General features: G+C 67.3%; 17 protein-coding genes. 6 read left to right on the top strand and 11 right to left on the bottom strand.

Going from position 1 to position 16,750, the window contains the following annotated elements:
* Position 1: 1 nt before the first annotated feature.
* Complete coding sequence (gluQRS, locus tag AC10V3_RS15010; RefSeq protein ID WP_022536070.1) at positions 2-913, bottom strand: tRNA glutamyl-Q(34) synthetase GluQRS; 912 nt, start codon at positions 911-913, stop codon at positions 2-4.
* Positions 914-923: 10 nt separating this feature from the next.
* Complete coding sequence (locus AC10V3_RS15005; protein ID WP_041681115.1) at positions 924-1,844, bottom strand: LysR family transcriptional regulator; 921 nt, start codon at positions 1,842-1,844, stop codon at positions 924-926.
* A 152-nt stretch (positions 1,845-1,996) separates the two neighbouring features.
* On the opposite strand from AC10V3_RS15005, the gene AC10V3_RS15000 reads away from it, so the two are divergent.
* Entirely contained in the window at positions 1,997-2,695 is a 699-nt protein-coding gene (locus tag AC10V3_RS15000) for a pirin family protein (RefSeq protein WP_022536068.1), read from the top strand.
* A 230-nt stretch (positions 2,696-2,925) separates the two neighbouring features.
* On the top strand, positions 2,926-3,921 hold the full coding sequence (locus AC10V3_RS14995) for a CobD/CbiB family protein (protein WP_022536067.1): 996 nt from the start codon (positions 2,926-2,928) through the stop codon (positions 3,919-3,921).
* Positions 3,922-3,950: 29 nt separating this feature from the next.
* On the opposite strand, the gene AC10V3_RS14990 is transcribed toward AC10V3_RS14995, so the two are convergent.
* The 3 genes from AC10V3_RS14990 to AC10V3_RS14980 are packed head-to-tail and all read right to left on the bottom strand — an operon-like array spanning position 3,951 to position 6,503.
* On the bottom strand, positions 3,951-4,256 hold the full coding sequence (locus AC10V3_RS14990; protein WP_022536066.1) for a putative signal transducing protein: 306 nt from the start codon (positions 4,254-4,256) through the stop codon (positions 3,951-3,953).
* A 31-nt stretch (positions 4,257-4,287) separates the two neighbouring features.
* Entirely contained in the window at positions 4,288-5,259 is a 972-nt protein-coding gene (rsgA, locus tag AC10V3_RS14985) for a ribosome small subunit-dependent GTPase A (RefSeq protein WP_022536065.1), read from the bottom strand.
* On the bottom strand, positions 5,256-6,503 hold the full coding sequence (locus tag AC10V3_RS14980; protein WP_022536064.1) for a M48 family metallopeptidase: 1,248 nt from the start codon (positions 6,501-6,503) through the stop codon (positions 5,256-5,258). The genes rsgA and AC10V3_RS14980 overlap by 4 nt, the downstream gene beginning before the upstream one ends.
* 221 nt (positions 6,504-6,724) lie before the next feature.
* Between AC10V3_RS14980 and orn the strand changes: the two genes are divergently transcribed.
* On the top strand, positions 6,725-7,381 hold the full coding sequence (orn, locus tag AC10V3_RS14975) for an oligoribonuclease (RefSeq protein ID WP_041681114.1): 657 nt from the start codon (positions 6,725-6,727) through the stop codon (positions 7,379-7,381).
* A gap of 134 nt (positions 7,382-7,515) precedes the next feature.
* Positions 7,516-8,397 (top strand): AEC family transporter, encoded by an 882-nt coding sequence (locus tag AC10V3_RS14970; protein WP_022536062.1) that lies wholly within the window; start codon positions 7,516-7,518, stop codon positions 8,395-8,397.
* Between the two features lie 63 nt (positions 8,398-8,460).
* On the opposite strand, the gene mog is transcribed toward AC10V3_RS14970, so the two are convergent.
* A complete protein-coding gene (gene mog, locus AC10V3_RS14965) occupies positions 8,461-9,099 on the bottom strand; it encodes a molybdopterin adenylyltransferase (RefSeq protein WP_022536061.1) in 639 nt (212 codons plus the stop codon).
* Entirely contained in the window at positions 9,096-9,704 is a 609-nt protein-coding gene (gene yjgA / locus AC10V3_RS14960) for a ribosome biogenesis factor YjgA (protein ID WP_349608813.1), read from the bottom strand. The genes mog and yjgA overlap by 4 nt, the downstream gene beginning before the upstream one ends.
* Positions 9,705-9,771: 67 nt before the next feature.
* Here yjgA and pmbA point away from each other — a divergent pair, with 67 nt between their 5' ends.
* Entirely contained in the window at positions 9,772-11,139 is a 1,368-nt protein-coding gene (gene pmbA / locus AC10V3_RS14955) for a metalloprotease PmbA (protein WP_454752244.1), read from the top strand.
* Positions 11,140-11,169: 30 nt separating this feature from the next.
* Here the strand turns inward: pmbA and ilvA are convergent, their stop codons facing one another.
* From ilvA to AC10V3_RS14935, 4 genes are all read right to left on the bottom strand, one after another.
* The gene (ilvA, locus tag AC10V3_RS14950; RefSeq protein WP_022536058.1) at positions 11,170-12,741 is read right to left on the bottom strand and encodes a threonine ammonia-lyase, biosynthetic; all 1,572 of its coding nucleotides are present in this window, start codon (positions 12,739-12,741) and stop codon (positions 11,170-11,172) included.
* A gap of 212 nt (positions 12,742-12,953) precedes the next feature.
* Positions 12,954-13,454, bottom strand: coding sequence for a dihydrofolate reductase (locus AC10V3_RS14945; RefSeq protein ID WP_022536057.1), 501 nt, complete (start codon positions 13,452-13,454; stop codon positions 12,954-12,956).
* Positions 13,451-14,245, bottom strand: coding sequence for a thymidylate synthase (locus AC10V3_RS14940; RefSeq protein WP_041681113.1), 795 nt, complete (start codon positions 14,243-14,245; stop codon positions 13,451-13,453). The genes AC10V3_RS14945 and AC10V3_RS14940 overlap by 4 nt, the downstream gene beginning before the upstream one ends.
* A gap of 135 nt (positions 14,246-14,380) precedes the next feature.
* The gene (locus AC10V3_RS14935) at positions 14,381-15,085 is read right to left on the bottom strand and encodes a TerC family protein (RefSeq protein WP_022536055.1); all 705 of its coding nucleotides are present in this window, start codon (positions 15,083-15,085) and stop codon (positions 14,381-14,383) included.
* A gap of 523 nt (positions 15,086-15,608) precedes the next feature.
* Between AC10V3_RS14935 and egtD the strand changes: the two genes are divergently transcribed.
* The gene (egtD, locus tag AC10V3_RS14930; RefSeq protein WP_349608818.1) at positions 15,609-16,718 is read left to right on the top strand and encodes an L-histidine N(alpha)-methyltransferase; all 1,110 of its coding nucleotides are present in this window, start codon (positions 15,609-15,611) and stop codon (positions 16,716-16,718) included.
* Positions 16,719-16,750 lie beyond the last annotated feature (32 nt).

Here is a 16,750-nt window from a genome sequence, read left to right as displayed (position 1 = left end):
GCTAGCCGTGCGGCGGCTGAGGCTGGGGCAACGTCTCCAGCCGCTGGCGCCACCCGTCGGTGGCGCTTGCCAGCCAGTCCTTCACATTCCCCGCGTTGTTGACCAGCCCCAGGTGGCTGCCTGCCTCGCGCAGCGTATCCAGCGGCGCGCCGGTGTCGATCGCCAGTGCGCCGCTTTGCTTGCTGAGCTTCTCGCCGATCTCGTTGACCACCACCGGCACGTGCAGGTAGGCCGGCGTGGGCAGGCCCAGCAGGTGCTGCAGGTGGAGCTGCCGCGGCGTGGAGTCGAGCAGGTCGGCGCCGCGCACGATATGCGTGATGCCCTGCAGGCCGTCGTCCACCACCACTGCCAGTTGATACGCCCATAGCCCGTCCGCGCGGCGCAGCACGAAATCGCCCAGCTCGGTTTCCAGGTCCTGGCACTGGCGGCCCTGCCAGCGGTCGTCAAAGCAGATATTGGCCGTCGCGCCGTCCGGCACGCGCACGCGCCAGGCGCGCGGCAGCTTGCCGTTCAGGCCGTGGCGGCAGGTGCCGGGGTAGGCCAGCGTCTGGTGGCGCTCGCGCACATGTACCAGCGAATCGGCGATCTCCTTGCGCGAGCAGCCGCACGGGTAGAGCTGCCCGGCGGCGTCCAGCCGGCGCAGCGCGTCGGCGTAGTGCGGTTCGCGCCGGCTCTGCCACAACGGCGGCTCGTCCGGTGTCATGCCAAGGCGTTCCAGCGTATGCAGGATGTCGTCGTCGGCGCCGCGCACGCAGCGCGGCATGTCGATGTCTTCGATGCGCACCAGCCACTGGCCGCCATGCGCGCGCGCATCGAGCCAGCTGGCCAGCGCTGTGACCAGCGAGCCCATATGCAGCGGCCCGGTGGGCGAGGGGGCAAAGCGGCCGCGATAGCCGCCCGTGATGACCGCCATGCGCCTGCCCTCAGCCGGCGAATTCGGCGTGTTGCAGCAGCGCCTGTGCCAGGCGCGGGTCTTCCAGCTTGCTCGCCCACCATTGCAGCGCCTTGCCGCGGTTGCTGGTGCGCCAGGCCACCTTGAAGTTGCCGGGCGCGCGCACTTCCACGGTCTCGCGCGCCTGCAGCACGCCGCTTTCGATATGTGGCTGCGCCATTGGTGCCGGCAGCCAGCCGCAGCCAAGGCCGCGGATCTGCGCTTCCAGCTTGTCGCGCATGGTCGGCACCACCAGCACGTCCTGGCCGGCCAACACGCCGTGCGTGCGCGCCGGCAGGTTGCGCGAGGTATCGCCGACCGCGACGATGCGGTGCCTGGCGATCTGAATGGTGGTCAGGGGGCCTTCCTCTGTGGCCAGCGGATGGTGCGCCGCCACCGCGAACACGAACGGCACCGTTCCCAGTGGCCGGATCTGGAAGCCCTGCGTGCTGGGCGCATCGTAGGCGCCGCCGATCACCAGGTCGGCGCGGTTGCTGATCAGCGCGTCCCAGGCGCCGCCCAGCACTTCCTTGGCAAAGCGCAGCCGGGTGGCGGTGTTCTCGGCGTAGAAGTCGTGGATCACCGGCAGCAGCGCGCGGAAGTTGATCAGGTCGTCGACCACGATGGTCAGCGTCGCCTCCCAGCCCGTGGCCAGCCGCTTGACGCGGCGCGCCAGGTCGTCGGCCGCATGCAGCAGGTGCCGGCCTTCGTCGAGCAGCGCCCGGCCGGCCGGGGTCAGCTCGGCGCGGTGGCGGCGACGGTCAAACAGCAACACGTCCAGGTCTTCTTCCAGCTTGCGCACAACGTAGGTCAGCGCTGAGGGCACCTTGCCCATCTCGTGGGCGGCAGCGGCGAAGCTGCCCTTGCGTTCGATGGCGTCGAGGACTTCGAGGGATTCTAGCGAGAGGGCCATGTTCAGAAATTCTGAATGACTGCTTCTAAGGTGGACCCCGTAAATATACGCCTCAAGCCCTAAACTGCCTAGCATCAACAGTGCAACACATGCCGTGACACGGGTTACACAGCGAGTGCCGACGGCGAAACGGGCCAAGGAGGGCCATCAAAATGATTGAAATCAGAAAGTCTGCAGAGCGCGGTTACGCCGACCATGGCTGGCTGAAGTCCTTTCATTCGTTCTCGTTCGCCGACTACTACGATCCGCAGCATGTGCAGTTTGGGCCGCTGCGCGTGATCAACGAGGACCGCGTCGCGCCCGGCATGGGCTTTGGCACGCACGGCCATCGCGACATGGAGATCATCAGCTACGTGCTGGAAGGCGAGCTGGCCCACAAGGACAGCATGGGCAACGGCAGCGTGATTCGCCCGGGCGATGTGCAGCGCATGAGCGCAGGCACGGGCGTGCGCCACTCCGAGTACAACCATGCCCAGCACGATACGACGCACTTCCTGCAGATCTGGATCATGCCTGACCAGAACGGCATCGAGCCCGGCTACGAGGAAAAGCACTTCGACGTGGCCGACAAGCGTGGCAAGCTGCGCCTGGTGGCCAGCCGCGACGGCGCCGACGGCTCGGTAGTGGTGCACCAGGACGTGCGCCTGTACGCCGGCCTGTTCGACGGCGGCGAGGCCACCACGCTGGCGCTCGCGCCGGGCCGCCGTGCCTATGTCCATGTGGCGCGTGGCCGGGTGACGGTCAACGGCAAGGCACTCGAGGCCGGCGATGCGGCCAAGCTGGAGTCGGTCGGTGAAGTCGCGCTTTCCGGCGGCGATAACGCCGAGGTGCTGGTGTTCGACCTGCCCTGAGCCGCGCCCGGCAAACGTAGTCGCTGAAGTCCGCAAGAGCCCGCCCGCCCGGCGGGCTTTTTGCATTTTGCGTCGCGCTCCGGGACCCGGCAGGTACCGCTGTGCTATCTTCTCGCTATGCATTGCGCCTGCACCGGCACATCGCCCGCAGGCCAGCACGGGTCCCATTCCCCTGATCACGACAGGGGGCGTCCCCGTGCCGACGCCCCCTTGGAACACCCAGTACCAAGATGACCTTTGTTTCTATTCTCCTGGCGCTGATCGCAGAGCAGTTCCGCGCCCTGGGCCGCAACAACCCGATCCACGAGATCGTGCGCGCGCTCGGCGAGCGCGCCGAACACGCTTTCGACACTGGCCGCCCGCGCGACGCCGCGCTGGCGTGGCTCACCGTGGTGCTGCCGCTGACGCTGGCGGTGGTCGTGGTTCACTACCTGCTGGCCTCGATCAGCGTGGCGCTGACGCTCGCCTGGAACGTGCTGGTGCTGTACATGACGCTGGGCTTTCGCCAGTTCAGCCACTACTTCACCGACATCCATGAAGCGCTGAACCGCGACGACGTCCATACCGCGCGCATGCTGCTGCACGAATGGACCGGGCTCGACACCGTCGAGATGCCGGTCACCGAGATCGTGCGGCAAACGCTGGAAGCGGCGATCGTGGCCGTGCACCGGCATGTGTTCGGCGTGTTCTTCTGGTTCCTGGTGCCGATCGGGCCCGGCGGCGTGGTGCTGTACCGGACCGCCGAATACCTCGGCCGCCAGTGGAACCAGCCTTCGGCCGAACGCAGTCCCGCGCTGGGCCGCTTCGCGGCGCGCGCCTTCTATGTGCTCGATTGGATTCCCTCAAGGCTGACTGCGATCGGCTTTGCCATCGTGGGCAATTTCGAGGATGCGGTCTATGCCTGGCGCAACCACGCGCGCAAGTGGAACGATGCGGTCAACGGCATCCTGCTTGCCAGCGGCGGCGGGGCGCTCGGCGTCAGGCTGGGCACGCCACTGGCCGAGGACGATTCCACCGTGGTGCTGCGCGCCAGCGTGGCGGGCCCGGCGGTGGACTACGCACCCGGCATGGAAGAGGACAACGGCGGCCCCGAGCCGGCCGCGCCCGAATTCGGCACCGAGCCCGGCGTGCGCACGCTGCAGTCGGCCGTCGGCCTGGTGTGGCGCGCGGTGGTGCTGTGGATGCTGCTGCTCGCCATGCTGTCGCTGGCGCTCTGGGTGGGCTGATCCAGGGTTTTAACGGGGCAGCCCGCGCGCTAGTCGCGCGCCGCGCCGCAGCGCCAGCAGGCGCCGAACTGGGCCTCGTGCCACTCGTGGCAATGGCGGCATTGCCAGCTGGGCCCCGGTACCGGGTTGGCGGCGGCATTGAGCGCCGCCCACGCCTGCGCTTCCATCTCGTCATCGACCAGCCATACCTGCGGCGCGCTTTCCCGGAAGGGGATCTCGCCGGTCGCGCCGGCCAGCCAGGTATTGCGCAGCTCGGCCCGGATGCCGGCCGCCTGCAGGACGTTCTGGCAATGGGCCGCATGGACCAGGGAGGTGGCGGACAGTAGCAGTTTCATGGCAGCGCACCGGAATGCAGGTGCGCTTACCTTACCACGGCTTCTGCTGGCTGGATTCGTGCAGCAGCTGCGTGTAGAGCTGGTGGCGGCGCTCGGAAATCGCGCCGGATTCCACCGCGGCCAGCACCCCGCACCCCGGCTCGTTCACATGGTGGCAGTTGTAGAAGCGGCACTCGGTCAGGCGCGGCCGGAATTCCGGGAACGCGCGCTCCAGCATGCCCTCGCTGAGGTGGTACAGGCCGAATTCCTGGAAGCCCGGTGAATCGATCAGCGCACCCAGGCGGCCGTCGGCCGTGCCCCAGTCCGCAGGCAGGTGGTAGAGCCGGGTGAAAGTCGTGGTGTGCTTGCCGGAATCGAGCTTGGCCGAGATCTCGCGGGTCTGGGCATCGACGCCCGGAATCAGCAGGTTCAGCAGCGAAGACTTGCCCATGCCCGACTGGCCGATCAGGATGCTGGCGAGCCCCGCCAGGCGCGGCTTGAGCGTGGCCAGCGCCTGCGCCGGGTCGGCGCGCACCGACAGCTCCAGCGTGTCGTAACCCAGCTCGCGGTACAGCGCCAAGCGGCCACGCGCCTCGTCGAGCCGGTCGGGCAGGTCGGTCTTGTTGAGCACGATCAGCGGCCGGATTTCCATTGCCTCGGCCGACACCAGCGCGCGCCCGAGCAGGTCTTCCGAGAACCCCGGCTCGGTCGCCAGCACGATGACGACCTGGTCGATATTGGCGGCCAGCAGCTTGGACTTGAACTGGTCGGAGCGGTGCAGCAGGTTCTTGCGCGGCGCAACCTTCGTGATCACGCACTGGTCGGCGGCGGCGCGTTCCACGCTGACATGGTCGCCCACCGCGCAGTCGCTTTTCTTGCCGCGCGGGAAGGCATGCATGCGCGTGCCGTCGCCCAGCTCGACCACGTAGTGGCGGCCGTGCGCGGCGATGATCAGTGCGGACTCATGGCTGGTACCGGCATTGGTGCCGCCGCCGGCGTTGCGGTGACGCGTCGCGCGGCTCATGCGTGCGCCAGCAGACGGTCGATCCGCTGCGCGGCGGGCGGATGCGAGTAGTAGAAGGCGCTGTAGAGCGGATCGGGCGTGAGCGTCGAGGCGTTGTCCTTGTACAGCTTCACCAGCGCCGACACCAGGTGGCCGGCGTTGGTCTGGTCCGCGGCAAAGGCGTCGGCCTCGAACTCATGGCGGCGCGATGACTGGCTCGACAGCGGCCCCAGCAGGAAGGTGAACACCGGCAGCGTCAGGAAGAACAGCACCAGCGCCAGCGCGTTGTTGGACACGCCCAGGTTGGGCACCACGCCCAGCCCGGTGTAGAACCAGCTGCGCGTGGCCAGCCAGCCCAGCAGCGCGAGGAACACCAGGCTCAGCGCAAAAGTGACGGCGATGCGCTTGGCCACGTGGCGGCGCTTGAAGTGGCCCAGCTCATGCGCCAGCACCGCCTCGATCTCGTCTCCCGACAGGCGGGCCAGCAGCGTATCGAAGAAGACAATGCGCTTGGCCGCGCCAAAGCCGGTGAAGTAGGCGTTGCCATGTGCGCTGCGCTTGCTGCCGTCCATCACGAACAGGCCCTTGCTGGCAAAGCCGCAGCGTTTCATCAGGGCCTCGATGCGCTCGCGCAGCGATTCGTCGGTGAGGGGCTCGAACTTGTTGAACAGGGGCGCGATGAAGGTCGGGAAGATCACCAGCAGGAACAGGTTGAACGCCATCCACACCAGCCAGGTCCACAGCCACCACAGCGAACCCGCGCGCTCCATCAGCCACAGCACCGCCAGCAGCAGCGGCAGGCCCAGCGCGCACGCGACCAGCAGCATCTTGGTCATGTCGGCCAGCCACAGGCCGAAGGTCATCTTGTTGAAGCCGAAGCGCTCCTCGATGCCGAACTGGCCATACAGCGAGAAGGGCAGGTCGACCAGCCCGCCGATCAGCGCGACGCTGGCCACCAGCGCCACGCCGTAGGCATAGCCGGGTCCGAAGGTATCGAGCCAGAACTGGTTGAGCCACTGCAGCCCGCCCAGCATGGTGAAGCCGATCAGCACCGCGGCGCCGGCCAGCACTTCCAGCATCGACAGCCGGGTGCGGGCGATGGTGTAGTCGGCGGCCTTCTGGTGCGAGGCCAGCGTGATCGTGTCGGCAAAGCGCGCCGGCACCGCGTTGCGGTGCTGCGCCACATGCCGGACCTGGCGGGCGGCCAGCCAGAGCTTGGTCAGCACCATCAGCACCAGGGCGGCGAGGAAGACAATCGTGAACATCGGCAAGAGCCTTGTGGGTTCGGGCGCCCGGCATCGTGCGCGGCGGGCGTCCGTTGGGACCGCGAAACCCGGGGCAGGATTGTCGGCGGTCCGGGATACCCGGGAGGGCTGGCAAACTGTGCGCCAGCGGGCATCCCGGACGGATATGCGAGAATTATAAATTGTTCGCGCCCGCCCCTGCCGCGGCCGCATCCCCGAAATCCCTATCTTCCGCAGTCCCGATGACAACCCACGCCGCCGCCAAATCCGTAAAAAGTGAAAACAACCTGATCTGGCTGGACATGGAAATGACCGGCCTGTCGCCGGACACCGACCGCATCATCGAGGTGGCGATCGTGGTCACCGACTCCGAGCTCAATATCCTGGCCGAGGGCCCCGTGCTGGTGATCCACCAGAGCGATGCCGTGCTCGACGGCATGGACAACTGGAACAAGGGCACCCACGGCCGCTCCGGCCTGATCGACAAGGTCAAGGCTTCCACGCTGACCGAAGAGCAGGCCGAGGCCGAGCTGCTGGCCTTCCTCAAGCGCTGGGTGCCGGCCAACAAGTCGCCGATGTGCGGCAACTCGATCTGCCAGGATCGCCGCTTCATGGCGCGCTATATGCCCAAGCTGGAGGCGTTCTTCCACTACCGCAACCTGGACGTGTCCACGCTCAAGGAGCTGTGCAAGCGTTGGGAGCCGGCCATCCACAAGGGCTTCGTCAAGCGCCAGCTGCACACGGCGCTGGCCGATATCCTGGAGTCGGTCGAGGAACTGCGCTACTACCGCACGCACTTTATCCGCCACACGGCGCCCGGCGCAGCGCCCGCGGCTGACGCGACGGTCCCGGACGCGTCGGCCGTCGGCACGCCCGCCCCCGGCACGCCCGCCCCATAACCCGGACCAGCAGGGCCACCCGCCACCACACAACAACAACTCACCACCAGCGACGGGCCGCACGCATTGCCGGGCCTTGTTGCCGCTGCCGGGCGCCGCTCCGTGCCCGGCGCGAGCCCCCGTCCCGCCCGCCCATGCTCGAGCGCATCGTCTCCATCATCACCCCGGTCATCCTGATCATCCTGGTCGGGTGGCTGTACGGGCGCAGGGCGCATCCGGACATGGCCGGCATCAACCGCGCCACGCTGGATGTGATTGCGCCGCTGCTGGTGGTGTCGGCCTTCGTCAGCAAGGACTTCCTGCTGGCCGATCAGCTGGTGCTGCTGGGCTGCGCGGTGGCCGTGGTGCTGGGCTCCGGCGTGCTGGCGTGGGGGCTGGCGCGGCTGCTCAAGGTCGATCCGCGCACCTTCGTGCCGCCGATGATGTTCAACAACTGCGGCAACATGGGCCTGCCGCTGTCGGTCTTTGCCTTTGGGCCGGCCGGCCTGGCGCCGGCGGTGGCACTGTTCGCTGCGTCCAACCTGATGCACTTCACCATCGGCATGAAGACCGTTAACCGGCATGCGTCGATGGCGCAGATCGCGCGCAATCCCATGGTGCTGGCCACCGTGGCTGGCGTGGGATTGTCGCTGGCGCGGCCGTGGTTCACGCTGCCCGACCCGGTCTACCAGTCGGTCAAGCTGCTGGGCGATGCCACGGTGCCGCTGATGCTGTTCGCGCTGGGCGTGCGCATGAAGGATGTGAGCCTGCGCAACTGGGGCATGGGGCTGGTCGGCGCGGTGGCTTGCCCGCTGACCGGCATCGCGGTGGCGTTGCTGCTGGCGCAGTGGGTGCCGCTGACGGAACTGCAGCGCGGGCTACTGTTCGTCTTTGCCTCGTTGCCGCCAGCGGTGCTGAACTTCCTGGTGGCGGACCACTTCCGGCAAGAGCCGGACCAGGTGGCGTCGATCGTGCTGCTGGGCAATATCGCCGCGGTGGTGTTCGTGCCCGTGGGGTTGTACCTGGGGTTGCGCTGAGGCGCAGGGAGGGTGCCCGCGCGGCGTATGCCGGCGGGCCGGGTGGAGGCTGGGTGGATTATGTTATGCGCCGGGTTTGGCGCGCACGGCGTTCTTCGGACGCCAGGCCTTGACGATCGCCTCGTCAGTTTCCATGTACGGGCCGCCGATCAGGTCGATGCAATACGGCACCGCAGCAAAGATCCCTTGCACCACCGCCTTGCCGTCGGCATCGCGAAGGCCTTCCAGCGTTTCGCGGATGGCGCGCGGCTGGCCGGGCAGGTTGATGATCAGCGCGGCGCGGCTGGCGGTTTCGCGGATCACCGCCACCTGGCGCGACAGGATCGCGGTCGGCACGAAATGCAGGCTGACCTGGCGCATCTGCTCGCCGAAACCGGGCATTTCCTTGGTCGCCACGGCCAGCGTGGCTTCGGGCGTGACGTCCCGCCGCGCGGGGCCGGTGCCGCCGGTCGTCAGCACCAGGTCGCAGCCGGCCACGTCCACCAGGTCGATCAGCGTACGCGAGATCTGCGCCTGCTCGTCGGGGATCAGCCGCTCCACCGCCTGCCACGGCGAGGTCAGCGTGCGTCCGAACCACTCGCGCAGCGCCGGGATGCCCTCATCCTGGTAGGTGCCGGCCGAGGCGCGGTCCGAGATCGAGACAAAGCCGACGACGAGTTCGTCGGGATGGTTGCGGGCGATCGGCTGCGTGGTCTGGGTCATGCCTCGGGCTCCGGGGTCGGGGGTTGGTCCTGCGCGGCGGCCTTGCCATCCTTTTCGTCGAGCGCCGCCTTGATCGCCTGGAACAGTTCGCGGAAATAGCGCGGCGGCTTGCCTTGCTCTTTTTCCTTGCGCGCGTTGCGGATGGTGTTGCGCAGCGCCTGCACGTCGATGCCGGGATGCTCGCCGAGGAAGCGCGTCAGCGCCGCGTCGTCGGCCAGCAGCAGCTCGCGCCAGCGCTCGATCAGGTGCATGCGTGCGGTCTCGGCCTTGCTGGTGCCCTTGAAGCCTTCCAGCGCGCGGCGGATGGCCTCGACCTCGTCGTCGTCCAGGCCGCGCATGACCTTGCCCACATACTGCATCTGGCGGCGCTTGCCTTCGTGGCTGGTGATGCGGCGCGCCTGGTGGATGGCGTCGGCCAGCGCTTCGGGCATGGGCACGCGCGCCAGGCGGTCCTTGGCCAGGCCTTCCAGCTCGGTGCCAAGGTCCTGCAGGGCGGTCATGTCGCGCTTGCGCTGCGACTTGCTTTTCGGTTCGTCGTCTTCCGGTTCCGGCGCAAAGCCTCCAGGAAAGCGCGAGCCGTTCGGATTACGGGAATTTCGCGTCATGCCCGGCATTTTATCTTGCTATGATTGCCGCTTGGACTTTTGATGACACCCGCCCAGCATGGACCCCATGGACCATATTGCAGAACAGACCGCGCACTTCACCTACACCCAGGCCCAGCTCAGCGAGATGGCCGCCGATGTGCTGCGTGTGGCACGCGAACTGGGGGCGACCGATGCCGCCACCGAGATCTCCGAAGGCAGCGGCCTGTCGGTGTCGGTGCGCAAGGGGCAGGTGGAAACCATCGAGCAGAACCGCGACAAGGTGGTCGGTGTCACGGTGATGATCGGCAAGCGTCGCGGCAACGCCAGCACCTCAGACTTCTCGCCAGCGGCATTGCGCGCCACGGCCGAGGCGGCCTACAACATCGCCCGCTTCACCGCCGAGGACGAGTGCGCCGGCCTTGCGGAAGAAGAACTACTGGAGCGCTCGCCGCAGGACCTGGACCTGTTCCACCCGTGGAACATCGACGCCGAAGCCGCGATCGACATCGCCACCCGCGCCGAGGCCGCGGCCTTCGCGGTGTCGCCGCGCATCCGCAACAGCGACGGCGCCAGCGTGTCGGCCCAGCATTCGCAGTTCGTGCTGGCCACCTCGCGCGGCTTCGTCGGCGGCTATCCGTATTCGCGCCACTTTATCTCGTGCGCGCCGATCGCCGGCAGCGGCAGCGGCATGCAGCGCGACGACTGGTACTCGTCCAAGCGCTCGCCAACGGTGCTGGCGGCGCCGGAAGACATCGGCAAGTACGCCGCCGAACGCGCGCTGGCGCGGCTGCAGGCGCGCAAGCTGTCCACGCGCCGCTGCCCGGTGCTGTTCGAGGCGCCGCTGGCCGCGGGCCTGCTGGGCGCCTTCGTGCAGGCGGTGTCGGGCGGTGCGCTGTACCGCAAGTCCACCTTCCTGTGCGATTCGCTGGGCAAGACCGTATTCGCCCCGCACGTGCAGATCCACGAGCAGCCGCATACCCCTGGCGCCATGGGCAGCGCCCCATTCGACGAGGAAGGCGTGCGCACCCGCGAGCGCGACGTGGTCCTGGATGGCGTGGTGCAGGGCTATTTCCTGTCGACCTACTCCGCGCGCAAGCTTGGCATGCAGACCACCGGCAACGCCGGTGGCTCGCACAACCTGACGCTGTCGAGCAAGCTGACCGAGCCGGGCGACGACTTCCCGGCGATGCTGCGCAAGCTCGGCACCGGCCTGCTGGTGACCGAGTTGATGGGGCAGGGCGTCAACTACGTGACCGGTGACTACTCGCGCGGCGCCTCGGGCTACTGGGTCGAGAACGGTGTGATCCAGTATCCGGTCGAGGAAATCACCATCGCCGGCAATATGGCCGAGATGCTCAAGCAAATCGTTGCGATCGGCGCGGATTCGCTGGTGCGTGGCACCAAGGAAACCGGCTCGATCCTGCTCGAGCAGATGACCATCGCCGGTGCCTGAGCCGACGGGCCATCCACATGGTTCGCCTTTTCAGGCAAGAAACAGGCGATACGCCGGATTGGCACTGACGTCCTGGTACGGGTAGCCAAGCGTGGCGAGGCGTTCTTCGAACGCCGCGCCTTGCGCCTCGGCCACCTGGATGCCGGCCAGCACCGAGCCGGTGTCGCCGCCCTGGTTCCGGTAGTGGAACAGGCTGATATTCCAGTCCGGCGCCAGCGCCGACAGGAACCGCATCAGTGCTCCGGGCCGTTCCGGAAATTCAAAGCGGAACAGGCGTTCGCCACGTGCCAGCGGCGAGCGGCCGCCGATCATATGCCGCACATGCTCTTTCGCTACCTCATCGGCCGTCAGGTCGATGGTCGGGAAGCCATCCTGCTGCAGTGCCTTCACTAGCTGTTCAGACTCTCCCGACGCCCTTAGCTGCATGCCGACAAAGACGTGGGCCGTCTGCGCATCGGCAATCCGGTAGGTGAACTCGCTGACCTGCCGGTCGCCGACCCGGCTGCACAGGCGCCGGAATGCGCCGCAGGCCTCCGGCAGCGTCACGCCGAACATCGCTTCGCGCGCGTTGCCCAACTCGGCCCGGTCGGCGACAAAGCGCATGCGCTCGAAGTTGATATTGGCGCCTGAGGTGACCGCCACCAGTGTCTGGTTGCGCAGGCCCGCGCGCATCGCATACTGCTTGGCTGCCGCCACGGCCAGCGCACCGGCGGGTTCCAGCACGCTGCGGGTGTCTTCGAACACGTCCTTGATTGCCGCGCAAAGCGCATCGGTGTCGACGATGACGATGTCGTCAAGGTAGCGGCGGCACAGCCGGAAGGTCTCTTCGCCGACCAGCTTGACCGCGGTGCCGTCCGAGAACAGTCCCACTTCGTCCAGTTCCACGCGTCGGCCGGCGCGGATCGATTGCGCCATGGCGCAGGAGTCTTCCGTCTGCACGCCGATGACCTTGATTTCGGGCCGCACCGCTTTGACGTAGGTCGCCACCCCTGCGGCCAGGCTGCCGCCGCCGATCGGCACGAAGATCGCGTGGATCGGGCCGCGGTGCGCGTTGAGGATTTCGGCGGCCACCGTGCCCTGGCCGGCGATCACGTCGGGGTCGTCGAACGCGGGGATAAAGGTTAGCCCCTGTTCCGCCTGCAGTTGCATCGCATGGCGGTAGGCATCGGTATAGGAGTCGCCGGCCTGCACCACCTCGACGGTCGGTCCGCCGTGCGCGCGTGCCGCGTCGACCTTGACCTGCGGCGCCGTGGTCGGCACCACAATCAGCGCGCGTACGCCCAGGCGCGCCGCGGACAGCGCCACGCCTTGCGCATGGTTGCCCGCCGAAGCGGTGATGACGCCGCGCCGCAGCGCATCGGGGCTGAGGTGCGCCATCTTGTTGTAGGCGCCGCGCAGCTTGAACGAGAACACCGGCTGGGTGTCTTCGCGCTTGAGGTAGATCTGGTTGTGCAGCCGCTCGGACAGGTGCCTGGCAAAGTCCAGTTCGGTCTCGCGCGCCACGTCGTAGACGCGCGCCGTCAGGATGCGCTTCAGGTAGACGTGATGGTCGGATGCAGCGGCTGTGGCGTGGTCCGTGGTGGCTTCGGCAGTTGCCTGCATGGAGGGGCTCCGGGTTCGTTGTCGATTGCCCTGGAGCCGGAAACAAAACACCCGCCTGCAGGGCGGGTGTTTGCGGAAAACTGGTTCTGGACGCGCGCTAACCCACCATTCGGAGAATGGTGCGAATAATTCGCGCGATGGGGAAGTGACGGCGGTCCATGGACCAGACTGTGGGCGATGGAGCGGGATTTGTCAATGCCGCCGGCATGCGCTCACGACTCTTCGGAAGGCGGGCGCTCGTAGGTGACGAACGCATAGTCGAAGCCGTTGGCCTCGGAATGATGCGTCTCGCGCGCGACTTCCAGCCACTGCGTGCGGTCGATCGGCGGGAAGAAGGCGTCGCCTTCCACGTCCGCGTCGATCTCGGTCACTACCAGCCGGTCGGCGCTCGGCATCGCCTCGACATAGAGCTGCGCGCCGCCGATCAGGAAGATCTGGTCGACGCCGACGCACAGCCGCTGCGCGTCTTCCAGCGATGGCGCCACCTCGGCGCCCTCGATGCGCAGGTCAGGATTGCGGCTGACCACGATATTGCGCCGGCCCGGCAGCGGGCGGCCGATCGAGTCCCAGGTCTTGCGGCCCATGATCACGGGCGCGCCCATGGTGGTGCGCTTGAAATGCGCCAGGTCTTCCGGCAGGCGCCACGGCAGCGTGTTGTCGCGGCCGATGGTGCCGTTGCGCGCGCGCGCGACAACCAAAGTCAGCAGCGTCATACGGCCACCGGTGCCTTGATGGCGGCGTGCGACTGATAGCCCACCAGCTCGAAGTCTTCGTAGCGGTAGTCGAAGATGCTGTCTGGCTTGCGCAGGATCTTCAGTTGCGGCAGCGGCAGCGGCGCGCGCGCCAGCTGCGTCTGCACCTGCTCGAAATGGTTGTTGTAGATATGGCAGTCGCCGCCGGTCCAGATAAAGTCGCCCACTTCCAGCCCGGCCTGCTGCGCGATCATGTGCGTGAGCAGCGCATAGCTGGCGATATTGAACGGCACGCCCAGGAAGATATCGGCGCTGCGCTGGTAGAGCTGGCACGACAACTTGCCGTCGGCCACGTAGAACTGGAAGAACGCGTGGCAGGGCGGCAGCTTCATGCGCGGGATGTCGGCAACGTTCCAGGCCGACACGATCAGCCGGCGCGAATCCGGGTTGGCGCGGATCTGCGCCATCAGCTCGGTGATCTGGTCGATATGGCGGCCGTCCGGCGCCGGCCACGAGCGCCACTGCGAGCCGTACACCGGGCCCAGTTCGCCGTTCTCGTCGGCCCATTCGTCCCAGATGCTGACACCGTTTTCCTGCAGCCAGTGCACATTGGTCGAGCCCTGCAGGAACCACAGCAGTTCCAGGATGATGGACTTCAGGTGCAGCTTCTTGGTGGTCACCACCGGGAAGCCTTCGCGCAGGTCGAAGCGCATCTGGTAGCCGAACACCGAGCGTGTGCCGGTGCCGGTGCGGTCGGCCTTGTCGGTGCCATGCTCGTACACATGGCGCATGAAGTCGAGATACTGTTTCATCGGCGCGGGGCGGGTGGGAAGTGACGCGGGCGTGGGACCGCAAAGCAGGCATTTTAAAGCAAAAGGGCCACCCCTTCGGGTGGCCCTTTCCTGAAGCAACCAGGGCGCTTGCCCCGGCTGCGCATGGCACCAGCCTTAGTGGCTGCCGGCCGGTTCCTGTTGCACGCGGCGCTTCTGCACCAGGTAGCCGCCACCGAGCACGCCGCCGATGATCAGCACGTACAGGCCCCAGTTGGCCACCGGGTTGGCCTCGAAGAAGGCCTTGACCAGCGGCTCGTGCACGATCATCTTGACCGCCGTGAACGCCAGCACGCCCGCGCCGACATAGATGATGACCGGGAAGCGGCCCATCAGCTTGAGCACCAGGCTCGAGCCCCACACCACGATGGGGATGCTGATCAGCAGGCCCAGCACCACCAGCAGGAAGCTGCCATGCGCGGCGCCGGCCACGGCCAGCACGTTGTCCACGCCCATCACCGCGTCGGCGATGATGATGGTCTTCATCGCGCCCCACAGGGTCGCGGCGCCCGAGCCGTGCCCCTCGCCGGCGCCTTCGTCGGAGAGCAGTTTGTAGGCGATCCATACCAGCGCCAGGCCGCCGACCAGCAGCAGCCCGGGAATCTTGAGCAGCCAGACCACGCCGATCGTCATGGCCGAGCGTACCACCACGGCACCGACGGTACCCCAGATAATGGCCTTCTTTTGCAGGTGGGGGGGCAGGTTGCGCGCCGCGAGGGCGATCACGATGGCATTGTCGCCGGCCAGCACCAGGTCAATGACGACGATGGACAGCAGCGCCGTCAGGAACTGCATCGTGAACAGATCGGTAAACCACTCCATGAACTCTCCTCAGGGTACGAATCAAGCGCAAGCGCGCCGTATTGGGTTCGCCTGGATTCACGGAGCACGGGAGGGTGGGGCCGCCTTTGCAAACCATGAAATGCCAGGTTGCAAAGGTCTTGCTCGACCAACGGCGCGGTATGCGCACCGGTAGTCAGCACAACCGGGGACGCCGGTCCCGGAATGACGATTGTGCTAAGGGCATGGGCCCCGGAGCTACTCCCCTTTGAGGGACGCGACCCACTAAGGGGCCGCGTTGGGCCGGATTATAAACGAACTACCCGCAACATGGCCCATTGGGGGAGATACTGACTCAAGGTTTTTTATGTGTTGCATACGGCGCATGCGGGCATTGGGCGCTGCACAATCCGCCGGATGGGCCTATCCTTGAATATCGGCTCCGCCCGATGCGTCCTGGACAGCACAGGGAGGCGTTGCGGAGACCGGCGCGCACGACATGCACAGCGCGGCCTTGGGGAACACGCAGTGAGCAGCAACATTCGCGACCACACAAGGAAACGTCATGCCGGCTGTCCCGAACTCGCCGAACGCCTCCCCCCTCCCGCACAAGACCCCGCAGAACTCCCCTCGTCACAACCATAATGGGCACGCTAGCGCCCCGCCGCCCAACGGGCAGCCCGCGCTGGTCGCGTTCGCCAACGGGCACGCGCATCGCCCGCCGCCGCAGCCGGAATTCGTGCAGCAGTACCGCGAGGACAACGGGGCGCTGCGCGAGCAGGTGCTGACCGGGCTGCGCGCGGAGCATGCCGCGATCAGTCCCAAGTTCTTCTACGACGTGCTGGGCTCACGCCTGTTCGAGGCCATCACCGACCTGCCAGAGTACTATCCGACCCGCACCGAGGCCGCGATCTTTGCCAGCGCGGCGCCGGCCATCGCCGCGCGCGCCGGAAGCGGCTGCGTGCTGGTGGACCTGGGCGCCGGCAATTGCGAGAAGGCGGCGCGGCTCTTCGGCAGCCTGCGCCCGGCGCAGTACGTGGCGTTGGATATCTCGGTCGAGTTCCTGCGCGCGACGCTGTCGTCGCTGCAGCAGCAGCACCCGGGTATCCCGATGCTGGGCCTCGGCGCCGACCTGTGTTCGCAGTTCGACCTGCCGTCGAACGTCAGGCGGGGCAGGCGCCTGTTCTTCTATCCTGGATCGAGCATTGGCAATTTCGCCCCGGTCGATGCCCTGGCCTTGCTGCAGCGCCTGCGTGGCGCGGCCGGGCGCGGCGACGGCGTGCTGATCGGGGTGGATCTGCACAAGGACGAGGCCACGCTGGTGTCCGCCTACGACGATGCGCTGGGCGTCACCGCCGCCTTCAACCGTAACGTGCTGCGCAACCTGAACCGGATCGTCGGCACAAACTTCGAGTTGTCCGACTGGCGCCACCTGGCGAGCTTCGACCACGAGGCCTCGCGCATCCAGATGCACCTGCAGGCCTGCCGCGACGTGCGCGTGCAGTGGGACGGCGGCGCGCGCGAGTTTGCAGCGGGCGAGCGCATCCATACCGAGGACTCCTACAAATACCGCCCTGAGGATTTCGCGTTGCTGCTCGACGCCGCCGGGTTTGACGACCCGGTGTACTGGACTGATCCGCAAGGCTGGTTCGCCGTGTTCCACGCGCGCGGCTGAGGGCGCGCCTCCGGGCAGGGCCGCGGGGGGGC

The organism is Cupriavidus sp. PB-02 (assembly GCF_058252315.1).
The sequence above is the reverse complement of the archived record's forward strand: the minus strand, read 5'-3'. Positions and strand labels throughout refer to the sequence as shown.